Origin of the sequence: Amycolatopsis sp. NPDC059021 (assembly GCF_042739895.1) — a bacterium.
Lineage (GTDB): Bacteria > Actinomycetota > Actinomycetes > Mycobacteriales > Pseudonocardiaceae > Amycolatopsis.
The window spans coordinates 22,488-42,799 of the sequence record NZ_JBHYIQ010000052.1 but is presented as its reverse complement, the minus strand read 5'-3'; the positions used below and the strand labels follow the sequence as shown (position 1 = coordinate 42,799).

Below are 20,312 nucleotides of genomic sequence, written 5' to 3'. Positions count from 1 at the left end.
CCCATCCCGTTCCGCTCGTGTGTCAGCCGCCGACACCGCGGGCCACTCTGCCGCGGTGTTGTTCCCGGACCAGGTCCTCGATCGAGGCACGCAACGCGAGGAACTCCGGCGCGCGCTTGACCGCGAGGTCGCGGTCGTCCGGCAGCGACACCTCGACGTCGGCGGCCACGCGCCCCGGATCGGAAGCGAGGACGACGACGCGCCTGCCCAGGAACACCGCCTCCTCCACGTCGTGGGTCACCATCAGCACGGTCGTGCCGGTGTCCTGCCACACCTGCCTGATCAGGACCTGCATGTCTTCCTTGGTCTGGACGTCCAAGGCGCCGAAGGGTTCGTCGAGAAGCAGCACTTCGGGCTCGCACGCCAGCGCCCGCGCGATCGCGACCCGCTGCTGCTGCCCGCCGGAAAGCTGTTTCGGCAGCGATTGCCGCACCGCGGTCAGCCCGGTTTCGGCGAGGTACCAGTCGACGCGGCGGGCACGCTCGGCGGCGTCGATCGGAAGCAGCTCCAGTCCAAAAGCGACATTCCGCTCGACCGTGCGCCACGGGTACAACGCGCCCGACTGGAACACGAGCCCACGATCCGGGCCCGGCCCGGTGACCGGCACGCCGTCGAGCGTGATCCGGCCCGCCGACGGCCCGGACAGCCCCGCGATCAGCGACAACAGCGTCGATTTCCCGGATCCGCTGGCGCCGACGACACAGACGAAGTCGCCGGGCGAGACGTCCAGATCGACGCCGTCGAGCGCGCGAACGTGTCCGCCGCGCACCGGATAGTCCTTGGCCACCCCCCGGAGTTCGAGCAACGTCGTCATGCCGTCCACTTCCCCACTCGCGTGCGCAGCAGCCGCAGCGCCACGTCGATCACCAGTCCGGCGACGCCGATCACCACGAGCACGGCGAAGATCCGGTCGGTCTGGATGAACCGTTGCGAGCGCAAGATCCGGTAACCGAGGCCCTCGGTCGAGTTGATCAGCTCGGCCACCACGACGAAGTTCCACGCGGCCGCCGCGTTGACGCGGATCGCGTCGATGATCCCCGGCAGCGAATGCGGCACGACGATCTTGCGCAGCACCTCGCCCCGCCGCGCGCCCAGCGTGTAGGACACGTCGATGAGCGAACGCGGGACACCGCGGACGACGTCGGCTGTCATCAGGATGTTGAAGAAAACCGTGCCGAGGAACAGGATCGCGATCTTCGACGGTTCGCCGAGGCCGAGCCAGATGATGAGCAGCGGAATGAAAGCGCTCGCCGGCAGGTATCGCAGCAGGCCGATGACCGGCTCGAAAGCGAACTGGCCGGCACCGAACGTCCCCATCACGATGCCGAGCGGCACCGAGACGAGAACCGCCAGCCCGAACCCGTACAGCACCCGGGCCGCGGACGCGCCGAGGTCGTCGAGAAGGTCGCCCGACCGCAGCATTTCGAGCCCGGCGGACAGGACGGCATCGGGCGACGGAAGGAACGTCGACGGGACGGCCCCGCTCATGACGAGCACGACCCACGCCAGGAACGGCACGGCCAGCGACAGCACGGTGAGCAGCCACCGCCAGGCCTGCGGAATCGGCGTGCGGATGCTCAGCAGCGGCGAGGCCGGTTTGATCCCGGCGCGGCGCGGCAGCGGGGCCCAAGCCGCCCGCGGCCGCCGGGCCGCCGCCTCGTGCGCCTCCGCGAGCCGCGCCTCGACCTCGAGTTCCTCGGCCTGACGCGCCTCCGTCGAGCCCGCGGTCGTGCGCGAGCTCGACGGGGCATTGCCACCGGAGGTTCCGGTCACTGCGGGACCGCCTTGACGAACTGGTCGTTGAACAGACCGTCGAGTGACGGCCTCGCCTTCGCCAGTCCGGTGCCGACCAGGAAGTCGATGATCTTGTTCGCCTGGAAGTCCAGATGGGCCGGTGTGACACCCGGTGTGAAAGCGTCGAGGTTCTGCTGACGGGTGAAGATCGTCGTGCCCGCGTCGTAGGTGTTGTAGTCGGCCGGGGTGACCCCGCCGCGCTTGGCCATGATCTCGACAGCCGTCGCCTTGTTGTCCTTGATCCACTTCATGGTGTCGAACCAGGTGTTCACCAGCGCCTGGACATCCTTGGGCCGATCCTTCGTCAACGCGGCCGAGGTGACCAGGTGGTCCGGGATGGCGCCGGGGAATTCGGCCGATGTCGCGATCGGACGGCTGCCGGGCCGCTCCAGTGCCTTCGAGGTGTTCGGCGCGAACACGGCAACCGCGTCGACCTGGCCGGCGACGAACGCGGCCGCGGCGGCGTCGGTGACCAGCGGGACGAGCTGGATGTCCTTTTCGGTCAGATGCGCTTCCTGCAACGCGAGCAGCAGCAGGTAGTGGTCGACCGCACCCTGTTCGACGGCGACCTTCTTACCCTTGAGGTCGGCGACACTGGTGATCCCGTCCCGCGCGATGATCTTGTCGTTACCGGTCGAGTTGTCGTTGACCAGCACGATCGACAGCTTCGCGCCACCACTCACCGAGGAAAGCGTGTCGTTCAGCGTCTGACTGTTCGCGTCGATGGCGCCGCTGGAGAGTGCGTTGATACTGTCGGTGTAACTCTCGAAGTACTTCAGCTCGACGTCGACACCGTTCTTGGCGAACAGGCCTTTTTCCTGGGCGATCTGCCAGGGAAACCAGCCTGGCCACGCGCTGAAGCCCAGCGTGATCTTGCTGCCGCGGCTGGCGTCGCTGCTGCTGCAGCCGGACAGCGCGGTGACACCTGCCAGCGTGAGTGCACACAGGATCGCCACCAGCACACGGGGGCGAAAGCGGGAAATCACAACGAACTCCTGGGGAGGGGAGAGGAGTGAGGGTTCGGGGCGTTGTGGATTCGGGGGACTGCGGCGCTCGGCCGCCGATGGGCATCGTCAGGGCCGTGCGATCGATTACTCCTCGCGTCCAGTCGCGGGTTTCTGCTCCGAGAGAGCCCGCAACGAGTTCACCACATCCAGTGAAGGGCGAACACGTTGCGTAAAGGGTTCGCCACCCCTTGTCTCCCAGGGAGGTGAGCCTAGCGACCTGCACGAGATTCCGACAATGCCTACCAAGCAGTTTGACCAAGCTCTATTTCTGTCGGCCGACCAGGCAAAACTCTGAATGCGCGACACAATTTTCCCGCTTCGGAGTGCGGCAATGCTGATGACCAGCCCGAATGCAAGAGTGGGAGCTATGTCCAACCCGATCGTGTTACCCACCGCGGCGGACATCCGCGCCGCCGCGGAGCGGATCCGTCCCTACACCCGGCACACCCCGCTGCTGCGCGCCGAAGTGGACGGACGTCCGCTCGCACTCAAACTCGAGCACCTTCAGCGGAGCGGGTCCTTCAAGTTCCGCGGCGCGACCAACGCGCTGCTCGACGGCCCGCGCCCGGAACGCGTCGTGACGGCGTCCGGCGGCAACCACGGTCTCGGCGTCGCGACCGCCGCCGCGCTGCTCGACATCCCGGCAACCGTGTACGTCCCCGAATCCGCTCCGAAGGCGAAGACTGTCCGGATCGAACAGACCGGCGCGAAGCTCGTCCAGCACGGTGCGACCTACGGCGAGGCGGCCGCGCAGGCCCTGGCCGCGGCGGACGCGCCGGGCACCCGGTACCTCCACGCCTATGACGACCCCGCGGTCGTGGCCGGCCAGGGCACCATCGCCGTCGAAATCGTCGAGGACGCTCCGGACGTCGACGCCATCGTGGCCTCGGTAGGCGGTGGCGGATTGGCCTCCGGTGTCACGCTCGGCGCGGACGGCCGCCGGATCTTCGCGGTGGAGCCGGAGCACTGCTCTTGTTTGAACGCGGCGCTCTCAGCGGGCGAGCCAGTCGATGTCACCCTCGACTCGGTGGCTTCGTCCGCGCTGGGCGCGACGCGCGTCGGCAGCATCGCGTTCCAGGTCCTCAGTGGCCCGTCGGTGACTTCGGCTCTCGTCAGCGACGCGGAAATTCTCGCCGCGCGGGATCGGCTGTGGGCCGATTTCCGGCTGGCCGTCGAACCGGCCGCCGCCGTCCCGTTCGCGCTCTGGCTGTCGGGCCGGGTCGAGGCGGAACTGGCGTGCCTGGTCCTGTGCGGTGCCAACTCGACGTGGACCCCGGACAGCTGAAGGGGACTTTCGTCTCGTCCCGTGAGCTGAAGGGGACTTTCGTCGCATGCGATGCGAGGAAAGTCCCCTTCAGCCCAGCCGCGTCAACACGTCGGTGAGGAGCGCCCGCGAGTCCTCCTCGCCGAGGACGCGTGCGCTGAGACGGTCCTGGGCCGCCCGGTATCGGTCCACTTGGGACTCCTCCGTGAGATAGGCGCGGAGACAGTCCTGCCCCACACCCACGATCGGCGCCCTGTCGACGAACTCGTAAACCGCGAACGGATCGGGCACGCTTGCCTGCCCGTCATCCGCGGCGGGAACGATCCGCACCGACACCTGATTCGCCTCGACCATGTCCAGCACCCGCCGCACCTGTTCGCGCATGACCACCGACCCGCCGAAACGGTTCCGCAACACCGCGTCACCCAGTAGCACGGTGCACGCAGTCGGCTTCTCCCCGCAGAGCACATCCGGCCGGACCAGGCGAATCATCACTCCCTGCTCGATCTCGTCACCCGTCAACATCCCCGTGTCGAGCACCGCCCGCGCGTACTCCGGCGTCTGCACCAGATCGGGGAACACGGACGGCGCCCAGGTGACAATGCCGCTCGCCGTGCGCTCGTACTCCATCAACAACGCCGGATACTCCACCGGCCCGACCTCGAGCCAATTCGGCTCCGCCGCCACCCGCGCGATCGCCACCATCCGCCGATATTCCTCCCCATTGACCCGGAGGAACCCTAAAATCCGCATCACGTTTTCGATTCTCGCGTTCCGCGTCCCCAATTCCATGGTGCACACCGACGCGGGATCGAGCCCCAACTGCCCGGCCATCTCCCGCAGCCCGACCCGACGCTCCTGACGCGCGGCCCGCAATCCCAGCGCAAGCGCCAACGCCGCCGGCGTCAAACTCCTCCGCGCGACCGTCGCCGATTTCTCCATGAACTCCATCCCTCTTCGCTCCCGATCACCCAGTCAACCCCGGCGAACCCCAAAGTGGGATTCCCACTACCGAGGCCGCGGCACACCCTCGTAACCAGGCCACAACGCGAAGCCGTGTTCACGGCGGTAAACAGCTTCACAATCCCAACACTGTCTCGCCACGCCATGCACGTCCCGCTGCTTCGCCCCGTCGAACGCTGCATTGGCTGTCACCCCACAGAGCATCGTGACGCCCTCACCCGGCTCCGGAACATGCGTCAACCGCGCGCGATGCCACACCCCGTCGACAATCGGATGCACCGCCTCCAGATCCACATAAATCATCGCAGTCACAACCACGCATCCCCACTGGCATACCTCTTGACAGAGGTGAAACTCGATCAGTTAATGAACCCCAACCACGGGAACGCTAGAACACTGGTATCGATGAGTTCCAGGCCAACTCGTGCAATCACATAAACTCGTCGCGTGCATCGAGCAAAAAGGAACGCGCCCGATCACCCTTCAAAGCATGACCGTAGAAGAAGTTGAACAGATCGAGGTGATGCGTCACATCTTTGTAGTCGCGCAACACTACCTCGCCCGAAAAGAGTTCCGCGATGACCAACCGGTCGTCGTAGACCACGAACGTGTTGAGCGGCGCGCCAAGAATTTGAGCACTGAGCGGGATAACGGCCATGTCGATGTTGGGCCGATCAGCCAACTCCGCTAACCTGGCACACTGTTCCGCCATGACGTGCCGACCGGCTCGCTTCCAACGAACAGCCTGCTCAGTCAACACAAACACGAACTGGCGATCAGCATCGTCGAGCACTGTTTGCCGAGCGAGTCGCGCCACGAGGGCGCGATCCACATCGCGTACCGGGCTACTGGCCACCACAGGTGACAACGCATGGCGCGCATACTCGGCTACCTGAAGCAAACCACTGGGGATGGCAGGCAGAAAGAGTCTCTGCACAGCGCAACTTTCCGCGATAGCCTTTAGCTCGTCTTGTTTACGCCAAAAACCGCCTTCGGCCACTGTTCGCCACGATGTATGTTCCACGTTCGCTCGGCGCGCCAACCCGACGAGCTTCTGCGCGGCATCGGCAGGAACATCTAGTGCGGTCAAGATCCGCTCGACATCGAGCACAGTCGGCAAGACCTTGCCTCGCTCGATTCGACTGATCTTTGCCTGAGACATGTGGCAGCGGACAGCCAACCGCTCGCCAGACAAGCCAGCCGCCTTGCGGAGCTTCCACAACGCCTCGGCTAGCTCATCTCGCGCTCCGTGCTCGTTACGGTCGATACTCACCGAATGGCACGGCCTCCGCCAGCGCCAGGTCACGCCAGCGCCGGTAGGTATCGAGTTCGGACGCGTCGACCAGCTCTCGGTCCCGCAAGACCCCATCCTCTGTGAAGTTGAGCAGCGCGACCGTTGTGTCGTCGAAAAGCCAGAAATCCTGCTCAGGCAGGTGCATTGCGCTGTCAGTGAGATCCAGAATTCGGTAATCTTCACCAGCATCGACGTTACCGGGGATAGCCCAGGCGAACAGGAAGCGCGTGTAGTCGGTGAACGGCCGCCGCACCACCTTGAGCCGCTGCATGGTCTTCCCGGCTGCCACATTGGCCCGCACCGTGGCTGTCCAGCCAGCGTTGTGCTCATCGGGCTTCGGCTCACCTGCGAGGAAACGCTGCAGACCTGCCTGTTCACTGGGCATGGTGTAGGTCTGGTGCGTCTCCATGCGGAATGCCGAGCGCTCGAAGTCCCGGAACAGCGCCCCTAACTCCTCGCTGGACAACAGCACCGTCAGCGACCTCCGAACAGTTCAGGCCATGCGCTCGCGACAACCGTAAGCGGCAACTCTACGGCCTGCTCGCCGACACCGAGCCTAAGCCCCGTCGCAGCAGGCACCACATCGCCCTGGAAGACAACCGTGCCTCGGTCACTCAGGTAGACCGTCGGACACTCCCCACCCTCACAGCCAGCAGCCGATACCTTACGTAGTTTCATGACTACAGCTTTGCTGACCATGTGCCCGACGGCAAGCGCCAGACGTGTCCAGTCGCGGTCACGCATAAGTTCACTTCACAGCGTCTGCATTGCGGGATCTCCCGGGCAGCGGGCGCGTCGTCGCCAATGGCCCATTCGCTACATCAGGGCCGGGCGCAATGGCGTCATGCGGGTTCGGCCTCAGGGCCGGGTACGGCGAAGAGGGTGAAGTCTTCGCGGGCCTTCGCGTCGATCGCCATGGGTAGGCGTAGGCGGCCGAACGCGACCAGGTCTCGTACGGCGGAGCGGCTCAGATCGAAGCCGGTCATCAACAGCTTCTCGACCCGAATGGGTGCCGGAAGCTCGAACCTGACGAAAACCGCAAGCGGCACCGGATTCTCGTGCTGGAGTTCGTAGAACGGCAGGTCGGTGTCCAGCTTCCAGGTGCCGCTCCAGTCGAGCCGGTAGGCGGACTTGGCGGCCAGCGTCGCATCCATGGTCAGTTGCCGCACTATCGCCGGATCGTTGTTCTCGAACATCAACAATCGCTCGTGGTCGAGGGCCTGCACGTGGACGCGCTCGTGGACGGAAATTTTCGACGTGCGGCCGCACAGTTCGCAGCAGATCAGCATCCAGACGTCGAGGAGTTTGCCGCTCGCGTTCACCCGGAACTTCCCGGTGGGGTGATGACGTGCGGACCGGCACGACACGCATGCTTTGACGATGGCAGGTAGTCCGAGTTCTCGGACCACCCACAGCGATTTCCGGTCGATTTCGGCGGGCACACGGGTATTGCGAAAGTCGCTCATGGCGAATTCCCAGGTTCGTGGAGGGAGGCGGGCGCTTTATCGCGCGCCGAAATACCTCGTGAATTCAGTGACGTTCGGCCAGACGACCGAAACAGGCGCAACATCGGAAATCACGTCGCGTGAAAGAGCCCGCACCGCTCGGCGGTGCGGGATCCGAACGGCAGGACGGAGAGACGGGATGACCCGACTCCGCCCTCGTTCCGCATGTGCGTCACTGTTCACGACTCCATGCTCGCCATGATGGTCAACCACCGGGCCGCCGGACAACAGGTTTTCCCAGAGGCACGGCCGTCTGCCGCCGCGACGGCGGGTAGGTCGCGAACGCTCCGTACGAGACGTTGAGCGTCCCCAACGGCCCGTTCGGGACGCAGGGCCCGGCCGCCACCAGGCGCGGAAATCGGTGCTTGACAAATCGGCTCCGGCGGAAGTTATCGTGGCCTAGGACGTCGAAAGCCACAGCCCGGTGGGTAGTCCGGGCGGCGCTCCGCGCTCGTACGCGCACCAAGTTCGGTGCGTCCAGGGCGTCCCTTTCCTTGCCGTACCGAGAGAGGGAATTACCGTGCCCGAAAACTTGCGTGTAGTGGTCGTCGGCGCCGGGCTGGGCGGGCTCGCTCTCGCTCAGGGCCTTCGCCGCAGCGGTATCGACGTCGCCGTCTACGAGCGAGAGGAATCGCCGACCTCGCGGCTGCAGGGTTATCGCCTGCGGCTGACTCCGGAGGGACTCGACGTGCTTGAACGGCTGTTGCCGCCGCCGCTCAGCCAGCTCGTGTGGGAGACCAGCTCGTCACCATCCCGCGCCGCATTCCTTAGTGGACAGACCGAGCCCGCCGTGGATCGCAACGTCGCGGTCAATCGCCTGACGCTGCGGCAGATTCTCCTCCACGGGCTCGACGACGTCGTCGAGTTCGGGCGGGAATGCACAGGGTACCGGGCCAACGGCGACAAAACCGTGACGGCGCTATTCGCGGACGGATCCCACGCGACGGGTGACGTACTGGTTGCCGCGGATGGCGTGAATTCGGTGATACGGCGGCAATATCTTCCTAAGGCGCATGTCATGGACACCGGCGTGCGCATTTTGTACGGTCGCTTCCCGCTCACGCCGGAGGCCGCCGAGCTGATCCCCGAGGAGATGTTCACACTCTACAGTGGAATAACTGGGCCCGACCGCCAGCATGTCGGTATCGCGCCGGTGCATTCCCGGCGTCCGGCCAAGGAGGCGGCGGCGCAGCACGCGCCGGCACTGGAACTGACCAGCACCGACGACTACGTGATGTGCCTGTTCGGGGCTCGCACCGAAATGTTGCCGTTCACCGACGAGGAACTGCGCAAGGCTACCGGTAAACAGCTTCGCGACACGGCGGTGGCGATGACACGGGAATGGAACCCGGCTGTCAGCGCACTCGTCGAACTGACGAACACAGAGACCCTTTTCCCCATTTTCATGCGCTCCAGCGTACCTTTCCCGCAGTGGCCCACTACCGCGGTCACACTGATCGGCGACGCGATTCACGCGATGAGCCCGGCCGTCGGGGTCGGCGCGAACATCGCGCTGCGCGACGCGGACACGCTTGCCGCCCGGCTCATCGATGTCAAGCGCGGCACCGAACTCATCCCGGCGTTGCGTGCGTACGAGACCGCGATGATCGATTACGGCTTCGACGCCGTCCGCACTTCCGCGCACTACGGTCGGCTGCGCTTGGGCCAGTCCCCATTGCCGGAGTGAGCTGAAGGGGACTTTCCTCCCTGGGGTGTAGTAGAGGAAAGTCCCCTTCGGCAAGGGTTCCAGTACGCGCGCCCTTTGCCAAGCTATTCCAGCTCAGTCGAAACCCTCACCGCGAAAGCGGTTTCGTCAGGTCGTAGACCGTAGTGCCACCGACGTTGAGCGACGTGAAGTGCTGCTCGACCCACGTGGTGATCGACCCGGCCGTGCCACGACTGCCACCGGGACCGCCACCACGACCACCCGCGACGTAGTAGTGCACCTGGCCGTCGGCGACGTACTGCTGGAACTGCGCGAGCGTGGGCGCCGGGTCACTGCCGCTGAAGCCGCCGATCGCGATGACCGGACGTCCGCTGCCGAGCGCCAGTGACGCGGCGGCGTTCGCGCTCGGCTGGGCGGCAGCCCATTTCGTCGTCGTGTCCGCCTTGAGCAACGCGATCACCTGAGCGTTGGCATTCTCCTCGAAGCCACCGCGACCACCTTGCAGAGCACCTGGGGGACGTTCCATTCGAGCGCCGCCACCGAAGCCACGCGCCTTCGACGCCACGGCAGCAGGGCCCGCCGAGGGAGTCCCGCCGGAGTGCCGCGTCGCCGCAGTGGCCACCGTGAACGACGTGGTCCCCAGCAACGCCGCGACGAGTCCGGCGATGGCCACCGCGGGCGCGAACCGCCGGATCCGATCGGCGCCGAACAGCAGCGCGAACACCGCGACGACACCGAGAACCAGGACGGTGTAACGGATCCACGGCTGCCAGGAAGGCGTGTGCGCCAGCATGACGAAGCTCCACGCGACCGTCACGGCCAGCATCACCGCGAGCACCGCGCGGGCCGCGATGTTGCCGCGTCCCCGCCACAGCTCCCGCGTCGACACGGCCAGCGTCCCGGCGATCCCCGGCGCCAGTGCGACCGTGTAGTACGGGTGGATGATGCCGCTCATGTAGCTGAACACCACCGCCGTCACGACCATCCAGCCGCCCCACAGCAGCAGCGCCGCCCGCGTCCGGTCGGTCCGCGGCGCACGGCGGGTGAACCACAGCCCGGCGACCAGCCCGATCAGCGCGGCGGGCAGCAGCCACGACGCCTCGGTGCCGAATTCGGAGCTGAACAGCCGCGTAATGCCGGTCGCGCCGCCGAAGCCGGGGCCGCCACCGCGGTACATCTCGGCACCGGCGGGCAGTTCGGTGACCGCACGGGCCGCGTCGCGAGCACCGCCACCACGCTCGTTGCCGAAGATCCGGCCGAGCCCGTTGTAGCCGAAGGCCAGTTCCAGCACACTGTTGTCCGTCGATCCGCTGATGTACGGCCGGTCCGACGCGGGCCAGAAGGCGACCGCCGCGACCCACCAGCCCGCCGAGACGACCACCGCACCCGCCGCCGCGAGCAGCTGCCAGATGCGGCGGCCCAGCGACGTCGGGGCCGCGACGAGGTAGACGAGCAGGAACGCGGGCAGCACGAGGAACGCCTGCAACATTTTGTCCAGGAAACCAAAACCGATCGCGACCCCGGCGAGCAACAACCACTTCGTGCTCGCCTTGTCCAGCGCCCGCACGACGCAGTAGCCACCGGCGACCAAGAGCAGCACGAGCAGCGCGTCCGGGTTGTTGTAACGGAACATCATCGCGGCGACCGGGGTCAGTGCGAGCGCCGATCCCGCGAGCAGGCCCGCCCCCGGGCCGGAGAGGCGGCGCACCGCCAGGTACAGCAGGCCGACCGACGCGACCCCGGCGAGCGCGTCCGGGACGAGCATGCTCCACGACGAGAACCCGAAGATCCGCCCGGAAAGCCCCATAAGCCACAGCGAAAGCGGTGGTTTGTCCACTGTGACCACATTGCCGGGATCCAGTGATCCGAAGAACAACGCTTTCCAGCTCTCGGTCCCGGCCTGCACGGCCATCGCGTAGAAGTTGTTGCCCCAGCCGTTGATCGACAGGTTCCACAGGTAGAGCAGGGCGGTCGCGAGCAGCAGCGCGGCCACCGAGGGACGGACCCAGCGTGGCCGGGCCACGGTGGTTTTGCCCGTTAGTGGCTCGGTCGCGCGCGGCGAAGTCAGGGCGGGGGCACTCGTCATGTCCGCCACCCTGTCGGGCCGGAATGTGCCGAGGTTGTGGGCGGCCTGTGGCCTACCTGTGAGCGGGCGCCGCCGGGAAGAGGATCTCGAACTCCGTCCACCCCGGACGGCTTTGGACGCTGACCCGGCCCCGGTGCGCGGCCACCACGGCGGCGACGATCGCCAGCCCGAGGCCCGTGCTCCCGGCGGCGCGCGACCGCGAGTTGTCCCCGCGCGCGAACCGCTCGAACACTTCGGGCAGCACCTCCGGGGGAATTCCCGGGCCGTCGTCGGCGACCCGCAGCCGCACCGTGCCGTCCTGAGTGGACAGAGTCGCGGTCACCGCCGTCCCCGGCGGAGTGTGCGTGCGCGCGTTGTTGAGGATGTTGATCACGACCTGGTGCAGCTGCCCCGCGTCGCCGAGCACCTCCAGCGGCTCGCCGGGAACGTCGAGCAGCCACTTGTGTTCCGGGCCCGCCGCGTGCGCGTCGGCGACCGCGTCCGCGACGAGCCGGGAAAGGTCCACCGGCTCGTGCACCACCGGACGTCCGGAGTCGAGCCGCGCGAGCAGCAGCAGATCCTCCACCAACGTCGTCATGCGCGCGGATTCCGATTCGACGCGGCTCATCGCGAAGGCGATGTCCGGGGGCACGTTCTCCCGGCTGCGGCGGGTCAGCTCGGCGTACCCGCGGATCGCGGCGAGCGGCGTCCGCAGTTCGTGACTGGCGTCGGCGACGAACTGGCGTACCCGGCTCTCGCTGGCCTGCCGCGCTGCGAGCGCGTTCGCGATGTGCCCGAGCATCCGGTTCAGTGCCGAGCCGACCTTGCCGACCTCGGTACGCGGGTCGGTGTCCACATCGGACACTCGCTCCGACAACGCCACTTCGCCCCGGTCGAGGGGTAGTTCCGACACTCTCGTGGCGGTCGCGGCCAGCCGGTCGAGGGGTTTCATCGTGCGTCTGATCGTCGCCGCGCCGACGGCCGCGGCGAGCACCAGCCCGCCGAACGCGACGGCGGCGAAGATGAAACCCAGCCGCCACAAGGTTTCGGCCAGGTCCTTCATCGGCAGCCCGACGAGGACGAAGTCGCCCTTCGCGTTGTGCCCGGCCACCACCCGGTAGTCGCCGAGCGAGCCGAGGTCGACCGTGCGTTTGGTCCCGTTCGGCGGCACCCGCAGCAGGGTACGGAGATCTTCGGACGGCACCTCCTGGAACTCCATCCGGCCCTTGACCGAACGCAGCACCTTGCCGTCGGCGCTGGCACCGTGCACCTGGACGGCCAGCGTGCCGTCGCCCTGGCCGAGCGCCCGCAGCGGATCCGGCGGCGGGCGGCCGCCGGAAGTCCACGGTGGACGGTCGGACGATCCCTTGCTCCCGCGGTCACTCGCCGCGCTGAGCCGGTTGTCGAGCTGGCCGATCAGGAATTCCCGCAGCGCGAACTCCGTGACGACCCCGACGACGAGGCACACAAGCGCCAGCAGCGCCGCGAGCTGGACGATGAGCCGCCGCCGCAATGACCAGGGGCGGCGGGCACGGGCCACGCGCGGATCAGCCGGCGGCTGGTTTGAGTACATACCCGGCGCCGCGCATGGTGTGGATCATCGGCTCACGGTCGGCGTCGATCTTCTTGCGGAGGTAGGAGATGTAGAGCTCGACGATGTTGGCCTGGCCGCCGAAATCGTAGCTCCACACGCGGTCGAGGATCTGCGCCTTGCTCAGCACCCGCTTGGGGTTACGCATGAGATAGCGCAGCAGCTCGAACTCCGTCGCGGTCAGCGGCACGAGTTCGCCGCCGCGGTGCACCTCGCGGCTGTCCTCGTCCAGGGTCAGATCGCCGACGACGAGGGTGGACCCGCTCGCGCCGAGCACGCCGTTCGCGCGGCGCAACAGCGCGCGCAGCCGCAGCGCGACCTCTTCGAGGCTGAACGGCTTGGTCACGTAGTCGTCGCCGCCGGCGGTGAGCCCGGCGATGCGATCCTCGACGGCGTCCTTCGCGGTCAGGAACAGGACCGGCAGGTTCGGTGCCTCGGCGCGCATGCGGCGCAGCACTTCGAGGCCGCTGAAATCGGGCAGCATGACGTCGAGCACGACGACGTCGGGCCGGAAGTCCCGCGCGACGCGCACCGCCTCGGCCCCGTCACCGGCGCTGCGGACTTCCCAGCCCTCCATCCGCAGTGCCATGGAGACCAGCTCGGCCAGGGTGTTCTCGTCGTCGACGACCAGTACCCGGACCGGGCTCCCGTCGGCACGCCGCAGCTCGCTCCTGCCCTGCGCCGTCGCGTCCATACCGCTCATGGTGCCTCATCCTCGGGCGCGGGTGTGAGGCCTCGCTGTGGGACGGCTGTGCGTTTCCTGTGAGCCTCACCTGAACCGGTGACCAGGCCCGTCACCCACACAGCAGGCGCCCACCGGCACCACAGCTCTCGCACAGCGGGCGGAGCGACGCTGCCTCCAGACAGGTACGACCGGAGGAACACGATGAGCAGCGAACAGCCGGCGACCCCACCATCCGGGGCCAACTGGGGCGATCAGCCGCCCGCCAAGAAGTCCTGGTCCGGCCGCAAGACCGCGATCGCCGCGGGCATCGCGGTCGTAATCGTCGCGGGTGGCGGCGCGGCGATCTGGGCGAGCACGAGCGGAAGTGACAACGCGCAGGCACAGGAGCCGGCCGGTCAGGGCGGCCCCGGTGGTCAGCCCGGCAAGGGCAACAACGTGGGTGGTGGCGCCGCGGCGCTGCGCAACGCGGTGCACGGCGACTTCGTCGTCGCGGACCGCGACGGCAACTACACCACCGAGCGGCTGCAGACCGGCGGCATCACCGCGATCAGCGCGACGTCGATCTCGCTGACCAGCAAGGACGGCTACCAGCAGACCTACACGATCGACTCGTCGACCAAGAAGACCGGCGATCCGAAGACCGGGCAGACCGTGACCGTGGTCGCCAAGGTGTCCGGGCAGACGGCTACCGCGACGACGATCGGCCAGCAGGGACAACGCCAGGGACAGGGCACCGGACGGCGGGGCGGCAACTAGCGCTGACCCGCGAAGACCGCCCCCGGACGGCGGTGGATTAGGGCAGAGTTGGGCTGGTGCGGGACATCAGCGGATCACTGACGCGCCAGTCGCTGCTGGTCGCGCTGGTCTGCCTGATCGCCGACGCCGCCATGTTCGTCCTGCGCGGCCCGTTCCCCGAGGCGGGCTGGCGCGCGTGGGCGGTGCTCCTGGCCGGCATCGCGGTCAACGCCGCGCTGGCAGGCCCGGCGCGCTACGCGGGCTGGGTTTCGCTCGCGCACGCGGTACTGCTGGTCGCCGCGACGCTGTTGCTCTGCGACTGCCGCGGCTACATCGCCGTCAACAGCTCAGGCGTCCTCATCGCCGGATATCGCTCCGGCGCGTGGTTGCGGACGGTACCCGCGCTCCTCGCGCTCGCCGCGATGCTGGCCGGGCTCACCGCGACCGATCTCCTCGCCGGTGGCCGCACAGCGAGCGACTGGCGGCTGCTCGTGATCGGCGTCGCGGTGTCCGGGCTGCTGCCGTGGCTGGTGGGCCGGTACACCACGGCGCGGCGGGCCTACATCGCCGATCTCGAACTCGCGGCCGAACAACGCCGCCAGAACGAGGCGGAAGCGGTACGCCGCGCGGTGATCGAGGAACGCACCACCATCGCGCGCGACCTGCACGACGTCATCTCGCACCACGTCAGTGCGATCGGTGTGCACGCCGGCGCCGCGCGGCTCGGGCTGCCCGCCGACGGCGAGCCCGCGGTACGCCGTTCGCTGGGCGCGGTCGAGTCGTCCAGCCGGGCCGCCATGGCCGATCTGCGGCGTCTGCTCGACCTGCTGCACGCCACCGGCCCCGACGCGCCGCAACGTCAACCAGGGCTGGAAAATCTCGACGAGTTGCTCGACACCGTCCGCGCGGCCGGGTTGCCCGCGCGGCTGATCGTGCGCGGGCAACCACGGGATCTGCCGGATTCGCTGAACATCGCGCTGTACCGGATCGCGCAGGAAGCGCTGACGAACGCGTTGCGCCACGGCGAAGGGGCGGTCGAGATCGAACTCGACCACCGGCGCACCGAGTTCGTCCTCACCGTAACCAACGGCGTCGGTCATCCCCGCCCCGCCGCGGCCGCGAACCGGGCCCACCACGGGTTGAGCGGGATCCGGCAGCGGGTGACGTTGTTCGGCGGGAAGGTCGAATACGGTCAGCTGCCCGATGGAAAGCACTGGCAGGTCAAAGTGAGTTTTCCCGTGGAGAGTTCATGATCAGGGTGTTGCTGGCCGATGACCACGCGATGTTCCGGTCCGGGATGCGGGCGCTGCTGGACACCCAGCCGGACTTCGAATGCGTCGGCGAAGCGGCGGACGGCCGCGAGGCGGTGGCCGAGACCGCGCGGCTGCGGCCCGACGTCACCGTGCTGGACGTCCGGATGCCGCGGCTCGACGGCCTCGCCGCCACCGAAGCGATCCTCGCGACACCGGGCAACGACACCCGGGTCCTCGTGCTGACCACTTACGACGCCGACGAGTACGTCTACCGGGCGCTGAGCGCGGGCGCCTCGGGGTTCCTGCTCAAGAGCCTCGCGCCGGAGGAACTCGTCGCGGCGATGCGGGTCGCGGCGCGCGGGGACGCGCTGATCGACCCGTCGGTGACCCGGCGGCTGGTCGCGAAGTTCACCAGCAGTCTCGAACCACCCACCGCCGAGCCGCCCGAGTTGTCCCGCCTGACCTCCCGCGAACGCGAGGTGCTGCTGCTCATCGCGAACGCGTGCAGCAACGCCGAGATCGCGCGGCGGCTGCACGTCGGCGAGGAGACCGTGAAGACGCACGTGTCGCGGGTGCTGTCGAAGCTCGGGCTGCCCGACCGGGTGCACGCGGTGGTGTACGCCTACAAGAACGATCTCGTCGACAAGTGAGTCCTTTGTGGACGCTGCGCGGGTCATGGCTCGCCTCCCGGCGCCCGCGGTGCGAAACTGGACGCCGGTGACGGGAGGAGCTGAGCCATGAAGCGCTGGATCCTGCTCGCGGTCGGGGTGGTGCTCGCACTGGTCGGCGCGGTCTGGGTGCTCCAGGGCATCGGTGTGCTCGGCGGCAGCTTCATGACCGGGCAGAAGCTCTGGTTCCTGATCGGGCTGATCGCGTTCCTCGGCGGGGTCGTGCTGGTCGCCGCCACCGCGACCCGGCGGAAGCCGGCGACGCCGTCACCCTCGTCAGCCTCGGGCGAGAACGTGGAAGATCGGGTATCCGGGGGCGATTCCGCGTAGCGTCTCGTCGCTCGCCTTGTCGTCGACGCCGTCGAAGAACACGCCGACCTCGAACTTCCAGCGCCGCAGGTAGGCCCGCAGCACGGCGGGCTTCTCGTCGTCGGTCAGCTCCCGGTAGCCGAAGTCCTCGGTCCGGCGGCCGACGCGGAGCTGTCCTTCACCGGCCGCGCGAAGGTTACGCACCCACTGGGTCTCGCCTCGCGGAGCGACCAGGTACCGGCTGTCGTCCAGCGTCAGCAGGTTGACCGGCACCGACCGCGGTTCGCCGCTCTTGCGACCCCGCACCACCAGCACCCTGCTGCCCCACACACTCACCCCCAGCTTGGTCAGGCCCTGGATCACCCGGTTGAACACCGCGGTGGCCTTGCCCGGCTCGACGTAGCGCCTGGTCATGTCGTCCTCCTCGATTCGTGGATCCCGTGATCCCCGCTCCAATGTGAGAGCAGTGCTCTCGGTTAAGAGCAGTGAACACCAGAGCATCGGTCTTCGTCAAGAGCAGCGCTCTCGAATTTGTGCACCGCTCTCACTCCTGGCACACTGAGCACCATGACCGCGCCGAAGACCGCCCGCGCACGGGCCAGGGCCGAACTGACCAAGGAGATCAAGGACGAGGCCCGCCGCCAGTTGGCCGAGGTCGGGGCGAACGGGCTTTCGCTGCGCGCGGTGGCCCGCGAGCTGGGCATGGTCTCTTCGGCGCTGTACCGGTACTTCCCCAGCCGCGATCACCTGCTGACCGAGCTGATCGTCGACGCCTACAACGCGATCGGCGAGGCGGCCGAACAGGCCGACAACCAGCCGGGCATCGCCCCCCGGGCACGCTGGAGCCGGATCTGGCACGCCACCCGCGCGTGGGCCAAGGACCATCCGCACGAGTACGCGTTGATCTACGGCTCACCGATCCCCGGTTACCAGGCACCGCAGGACACGATCGCCCCGGCGGGCCGGGTCGCGCGGGCACTGATCAACGCGATGCGGCTGGAGGACCTGCGCACGCCGCGTCAGGAGATCCTCGATCCCCGGCTGCGCGAGCAGGTCGAGACGGTCGCGGAGGAACTGGGCGTCGACATCTACGCGCAGACGATGCTCCGGCTGCTCACGGCGTGGACCCAGCTGTTCGGGACGATCAGCTTCGAGCTGTTCGGCCAGTACGTCGGCAGCGTCGACCCGTCCGACCTGTACTTCGACTACGTGACCGAACGGATGGCGGACTACGTCGGGCTCTGAGCACCGGAATCGCCGGACGACCAGGACCGCATGAGCAGCTCCAGCGCGTCCACCACGACGTCGTCGCCGATGCCGTCCGGGGTCAGGAACCGCTGACGCAGCAGCCCGTCCTCCAGCGCGTGCACGATCAGCGCGAGGAACTCCGGATCCGCGGGTGACCGCACACCACGCCGGGACAGCTCGGCGGAGATCCCGCCCTCGAGCAGCGCACGTGCCTCGAGTTCGCCCGCGCCGACGAGTGGCCGGGCCGAAGGATTGCGGAGCGCATACAGCGTCAGCTCGGTCCGCAGGATGAACCACTCCGGCAGGTGCCGCGCCCGCTCGACGTGCCACTCGCGCAGGCGTCGCAACATCTCCTCGAACGACCCCACACCTTCGGCGAGAGCACTGATCTCGGCTGCTTCCCGTGCTCTCCGCTGGGCGAGCAACGCGACGACCAGCTCGTGTTTGCCCTCGAAGTTCCCGTAGAACGCACCGCGCGTGTACCCGGCCCGTTCGGCGATCTGCTCGACCGACGTCCCGTTGACCCCGCGCTCGGCGAACAGCTCGGCCGCGGCGGTGAGCAGCCGTTCCCTCGTCCGTTCGCGGCTTTCCGCCCGCGTCAGCCGCTTCGCCATCACGGCCGAGACGGTACCTTTCGCGGGAGAAGGACATCGGCGGAAGGCGGCGCGACGTGACGGAGTGGGCAGCACAGGTCGGCAGGATCCGGGTCGTCGGGACCGGCGTGATGGGGCGGGGCATCGCCCAGCTCGCCGCGACCGCCGGGGTCACCGTCGAACTGGCCGACGTCCGGCAGGACGCCGTCGTGCGCGCCATCGAGTACATCGGCGGCATGGCCGACAAGCTCGCCACGAAGGGAAAACTGTCCACAGAGGACGCCGAGGCCATCAAGGCCCGGCTCGTCGCCGTCGACAGCCCCACCGCTCCGGCCGACGACGTGGACCTGGTGATCGAGGCCGCCCGCGAGGATCTGGAAACCAAGCGGACGCTCTTCGCCGAGCTGGAACGGGTCTGCGGGCCGCGGACGGTCTTCGCCACGAACACCAGCTCCCTGTCGGTGACCGAGATCGCCACCGGTTTCGCAGACCCGGCCCGGTTCGTCGGCCTGCACTTCTTCAACCCCGTCCCGCTGATGCGACTGGTCGAGGTCGTGCCCGGCGCCCGGACCGCCGACTGGCTGCCCGCCGCGGCCCTCGACCTCGTCCGCCGCTGGGGCCACGAACCGGTGCTCGCCCCCGACGCGCCGGGATTCCTGGTCAACCACGCCGGTCGCGGCCTGGGCACCGAGGCACTGCAGATCCTTTCCGAGGCCATCGCCACCCCCGCCGACATCGACCGCATCGCCCGCGACGTGCTCGGTCTCAAGCTCGGCCCGTTCGAGCTGCTGGACCTCACCGGGCTCGACGTCTCCCACGCCGTACTGGAAAGCATCTGGAGCGGGTTCCACGGCGATCCGCGGCTGCGGCCGTCGTGGCTGACGCGGCCGCGAGTGGCCGCCGGCTTGTTCGGCCGGAAGAACGGCGAAGGCTTCTACCGTTACGAGGACGGCGTCCAGCAGGTCGAATCCGAGCCCACTCCGCCGCCCGCCCCGGACTGCCCGGTGTACGCCGCCGACGAAGGTCTCGCCCGGCTGCTGGGCAGCGCTGGTGTCCAGGTGGTCTCGGATGCCTACCCCGACGCCGTTCTCCTGGTCACCCCGTTCGGAGAGTCCACAGTGGACGCCGCACGCCGGGCGGGGCTGCCGCCCGAGCGCGTCGGCGGCGTCGATCCGCTCGGCCGGTTCGAGCGGCGGCTGACGCTGTCCGTGCATCCCGGCCTCGACCCCGCCGCGGGTCGCGCGATGTGGGGTGCGCTGGCCGCGACCGGGCGCCCGGTGAGCGTCGTCCGCGACGGCCCGGCCCCGATCGCGCAGCGCCTGCTCGCTTCGATCGTCAACACCGCCTGCTTCATCGCCGAACAGCGGCTCGCGGCACCCGCCGACATCGACACCGCCGTCCGGCTCGGGCTCGGCTATCCGCGAGGCCCGCTCGCCTGGGGCGAAGCGCTCGGCGCGGACGAACTGCTGCTCATCCTGCGCGGCCTCGCCGCGAGCACCGGCGACCCGCGCTACCGGCCCAGCGCCTGGCTCACCGAGCGCGCCGCGCTCGGCCTCCCGCTCACCACGACCGGCACCACCCCTGCCGACCTGCTCGGCACCTGACCGGCCCGAGTCCCACACTCCAGCCGCCGAGTCCCACACTCAGGAGCCCGAGTTCCACACTCGCGGGC

At 68.2% G+C, this 20,312-nt stretch carries 20 protein-coding genes; 8 read left to right on the top strand and 12 right to left on the bottom strand.

Annotation, left to right across the window (positions count from 1 at the left end):
- Positions 1 to 22: 22 nt before the first annotated feature.
- From ACFWX1_RS27765 to ACFWX1_RS27755, 3 genes are read right to left on the bottom strand one after another with little or no spacing between them, the layout of a single operon-like run.
- Entirely contained in the window at positions 23 to 814 is a 792-nt protein-coding gene (locus tag ACFWX1_RS27765) for an ABC transporter ATP-binding protein (protein ID WP_378392137.1), read from the bottom strand.
- On the bottom strand, positions 811 to 1,773 hold the full coding sequence (locus ACFWX1_RS27760) for an ABC transporter permease (protein ID WP_378392135.1): 963 nt from the start codon (positions 1,771 to 1,773) through the stop codon (positions 811 to 813). The genes ACFWX1_RS27765 and ACFWX1_RS27760 overlap by 4 nt, the downstream gene beginning before the upstream one ends.
- Complete coding sequence (locus tag ACFWX1_RS27755; RefSeq protein ID WP_378392133.1) at positions 1,770 to 2,780, bottom strand: ABC transporter substrate-binding protein; 1,011 nt, start codon at positions 2,778 to 2,780, stop codon at positions 1,770 to 1,772. Before ACFWX1_RS27755 ends, ACFWX1_RS27760 begins: the two co-directional genes overlap by 4 nt.
- A gap of 388 nt (positions 2,781 to 3,168) precedes the next feature.
- Between ACFWX1_RS27755 and ACFWX1_RS27750 the strand changes: the two genes are divergently transcribed.
- On the top strand, positions 3,169 to 4,086 hold the full coding sequence (locus ACFWX1_RS27750) for a threonine/serine dehydratase (protein ID WP_378392131.1): 918 nt from the start codon (positions 3,169 to 3,171) through the stop codon (positions 4,084 to 4,086).
- 69 nt (positions 4,087 to 4,155) lie between these two features.
- Here ACFWX1_RS27750 and ACFWX1_RS27745 read toward each other — a convergent pair whose 3' ends face one another.
- The 4 genes from ACFWX1_RS27745 to ACFWX1_RS27730 form a co-directional block, all read right to left on the bottom strand.
- Positions 4,156 to 5,016: a DUF5753 domain-containing protein gene (locus ACFWX1_RS27745; protein ID WP_378392130.1), complete on the bottom strand. Its 861-nt coding sequence runs from the start codon at positions 5,014 to 5,016 to the stop codon at positions 4,156 to 4,158.
- A 442-nt stretch (positions 5,017 to 5,458) separates the two neighbouring features.
- The gene (locus ACFWX1_RS27740) at positions 5,459 to 6,301 is read right to left on the bottom strand and encodes a helix-turn-helix domain-containing protein (RefSeq protein WP_378392128.1); all 843 of its coding nucleotides are present in this window, start codon (positions 6,299 to 6,301) and stop codon (positions 5,459 to 5,461) included.
- Positions 6,285 to 6,794, bottom strand: a complete 510-nt coding sequence (locus tag ACFWX1_RS27735) for a DUF6879 family protein (RefSeq protein WP_378392126.1) — start codon at positions 6,792 to 6,794, stop codon at positions 6,285 to 6,287. Before ACFWX1_RS27735 ends, ACFWX1_RS27740 begins: the two co-directional genes overlap by 17 nt.
- Positions 6,795 to 7,164: 370 nt before the next feature.
- Entirely contained in the window at positions 7,165 to 7,788 is a 624-nt protein-coding gene (locus ACFWX1_RS27730) for a DUF1062 domain-containing protein (protein ID WP_378392124.1), read from the bottom strand.
- A 559-nt stretch (positions 7,789 to 8,347) separates the two neighbouring features.
- Between ACFWX1_RS27730 and ACFWX1_RS27725 the strand changes: the two genes are divergently transcribed.
- Positions 8,348 to 9,514 (top strand): FAD-dependent oxidoreductase, encoded by a 1,167-nt coding sequence (locus ACFWX1_RS27725; protein ID WP_378392122.1) that lies wholly within the window; start codon positions 8,348 to 8,350, stop codon positions 9,512 to 9,514.
- Between the two features lie 106 nt (positions 9,515 to 9,620).
- Here the strand turns inward: ACFWX1_RS27725 and ACFWX1_RS27720 are convergent, their stop codons facing one another.
- The 3 genes from ACFWX1_RS27720 to ACFWX1_RS27710 are packed head-to-tail and all read right to left on the bottom strand — an operon-like array spanning position 9,621 to position 13,852.
- Positions 9,621 to 11,579 carry a glycosyltransferase family 39 protein gene (locus tag ACFWX1_RS27720; protein ID WP_378392120.1) on the bottom strand — a complete coding sequence of 653 codons (1,959 nt, stop codon included), beginning with the start codon at positions 11,577 to 11,579 and terminating at the stop codon, positions 9,621 to 9,623.
- A 52-nt stretch (positions 11,580 to 11,631) separates the two neighbouring features.
- Complete coding sequence (locus ACFWX1_RS27715) at positions 11,632 to 13,131, bottom strand: ATP-binding protein (RefSeq protein WP_378392118.1); 1,500 nt, start codon at positions 13,129 to 13,131, stop codon at positions 11,632 to 11,634.
- Positions 13,106 to 13,852: a response regulator transcription factor gene (locus ACFWX1_RS27710; RefSeq protein WP_378392116.1), complete on the bottom strand. Its 747-nt coding sequence runs from the start codon at positions 13,850 to 13,852 to the stop codon at positions 13,106 to 13,108. Before ACFWX1_RS27710 ends, ACFWX1_RS27715 begins: the two co-directional genes overlap by 26 nt.
- Positions 13,853 to 14,035: 183 nt before the next feature.
- Between ACFWX1_RS27710 and ACFWX1_RS27705 the strand changes: the two genes are divergently transcribed.
- From ACFWX1_RS27705 to ACFWX1_RS27690, 4 genes are all read left to right on the top strand, one after another.
- Positions 14,036 to 14,590 (top strand): hypothetical protein, encoded by a 555-nt coding sequence (locus ACFWX1_RS27705; protein WP_378392114.1) that lies wholly within the window; start codon positions 14,036 to 14,038, stop codon positions 14,588 to 14,590.
- Between the two features lie 56 nt (positions 14,591 to 14,646).
- A complete protein-coding gene (locus ACFWX1_RS27700; protein WP_378392112.1) occupies positions 14,647 to 15,822 on the top strand; it encodes a sensor histidine kinase in 1,176 nt (391 codons plus the stop codon).
- Positions 15,819 to 16,472: a response regulator gene (locus ACFWX1_RS27695; RefSeq protein WP_378392110.1), complete on the top strand. Its 654-nt coding sequence runs from the start codon at positions 15,819 to 15,821 to the stop codon at positions 16,470 to 16,472. The genes ACFWX1_RS27700 and ACFWX1_RS27695 overlap by 4 nt, the downstream gene beginning before the upstream one ends.
- Before the next feature lie 87 nt (positions 16,473 to 16,559).
- Positions 16,560 to 16,820, top strand: coding sequence for a hypothetical protein (locus ACFWX1_RS27690; RefSeq protein WP_378392108.1), 261 nt, complete (start codon positions 16,560 to 16,562; stop codon positions 16,818 to 16,820).
- Here the strand turns inward: ACFWX1_RS27690 and ACFWX1_RS27685 are convergent.
- A complete protein-coding gene (locus ACFWX1_RS27685) occupies positions 16,767 to 17,213 on the bottom strand; it encodes a nitroreductase family deazaflavin-dependent oxidoreductase (protein ID WP_378392106.1) in 447 nt (148 codons plus the stop codon). The genes ACFWX1_RS27690 and ACFWX1_RS27685 overlap by 54 nt on opposite strands.
- A 153-nt stretch (positions 17,214 to 17,366) precedes the next feature.
- Here ACFWX1_RS27685 and ACFWX1_RS27680 point away from each other — a divergent pair, with 153 nt between their 5' ends.
- The gene (locus tag ACFWX1_RS27680; protein ID WP_378392104.1) at positions 17,367 to 18,044 is read left to right on the top strand and encodes a TetR/AcrR family transcriptional regulator; all 678 of its coding nucleotides are present in this window, start codon (positions 17,367 to 17,369) and stop codon (positions 18,042 to 18,044) included.
- Here the strand turns inward: ACFWX1_RS27680 and ACFWX1_RS27675 are convergent.
- A complete protein-coding gene (locus tag ACFWX1_RS27675) occupies positions 18,029 to 18,661 on the bottom strand; it encodes a TetR/AcrR family transcriptional regulator (RefSeq protein WP_378392176.1) in 633 nt (210 codons plus the stop codon). The two genes, ACFWX1_RS27680 and ACFWX1_RS27675, sit on opposite strands and share 16 nt — an antisense overlap.
- A 56-nt stretch (positions 18,662 to 18,717) precedes the next feature.
- Here ACFWX1_RS27675 and ACFWX1_RS27670 point away from each other — a divergent pair, with 56 nt between their 5' ends.
- Entirely contained in the window at positions 18,718 to 20,244 is a 1,527-nt protein-coding gene (locus ACFWX1_RS27670) for a 3-hydroxyacyl-CoA dehydrogenase (RefSeq protein WP_378392102.1), read from the top strand.
- The last annotated feature ends 68 nt before the right edge of the window (positions 20,245 to 20,312 follow it).